The 278-nt window shown below is 35.6% G+C and carries 1 pseudogene; it reads left to right on the plus strand.

Annotation, left to right across the window (positions count from 1 at the left end):
* Window positions 1–278 (plus strand): annotated as a pseudogene (locus R2R70_RS19880) (terminase large subunit); the annotation flags it as partial.

The raw sequence follows: 278 nt of genomic DNA on the forward strand, positions 1-278 counted from the left end.
GATGAATTTCACGAGAGCAAAGATTTGCAAATGTTAAATGTATTGAAGTCTGGACAAATAGGTTTGAAAAGTTCCTTACTAGCGATTATAAGTACGGCTGGATTGAATCCTAATGTACCGATGTACAAAGAAATACAAATGCTGGAAAGTGTCTTAAAAGGCGAAGAACAAATGGATGAATATTTCATTGCTATCTACGAGCAAGATGATGTTGAAAAAGAAGTTGATATGCCTGAGACATGGATCAAATCGAATCCAAGATTAGAAGATCCTGACTC

Source organism: Cobetia sp. SIMBA_158 (genome assembly GCF_046566945.1).
Taxonomy (GTDB): Bacteria; Pseudomonadota; Gammaproteobacteria; order Pseudomonadales; family Halomonadaceae; genus Cobetia; species Cobetia amphilecti.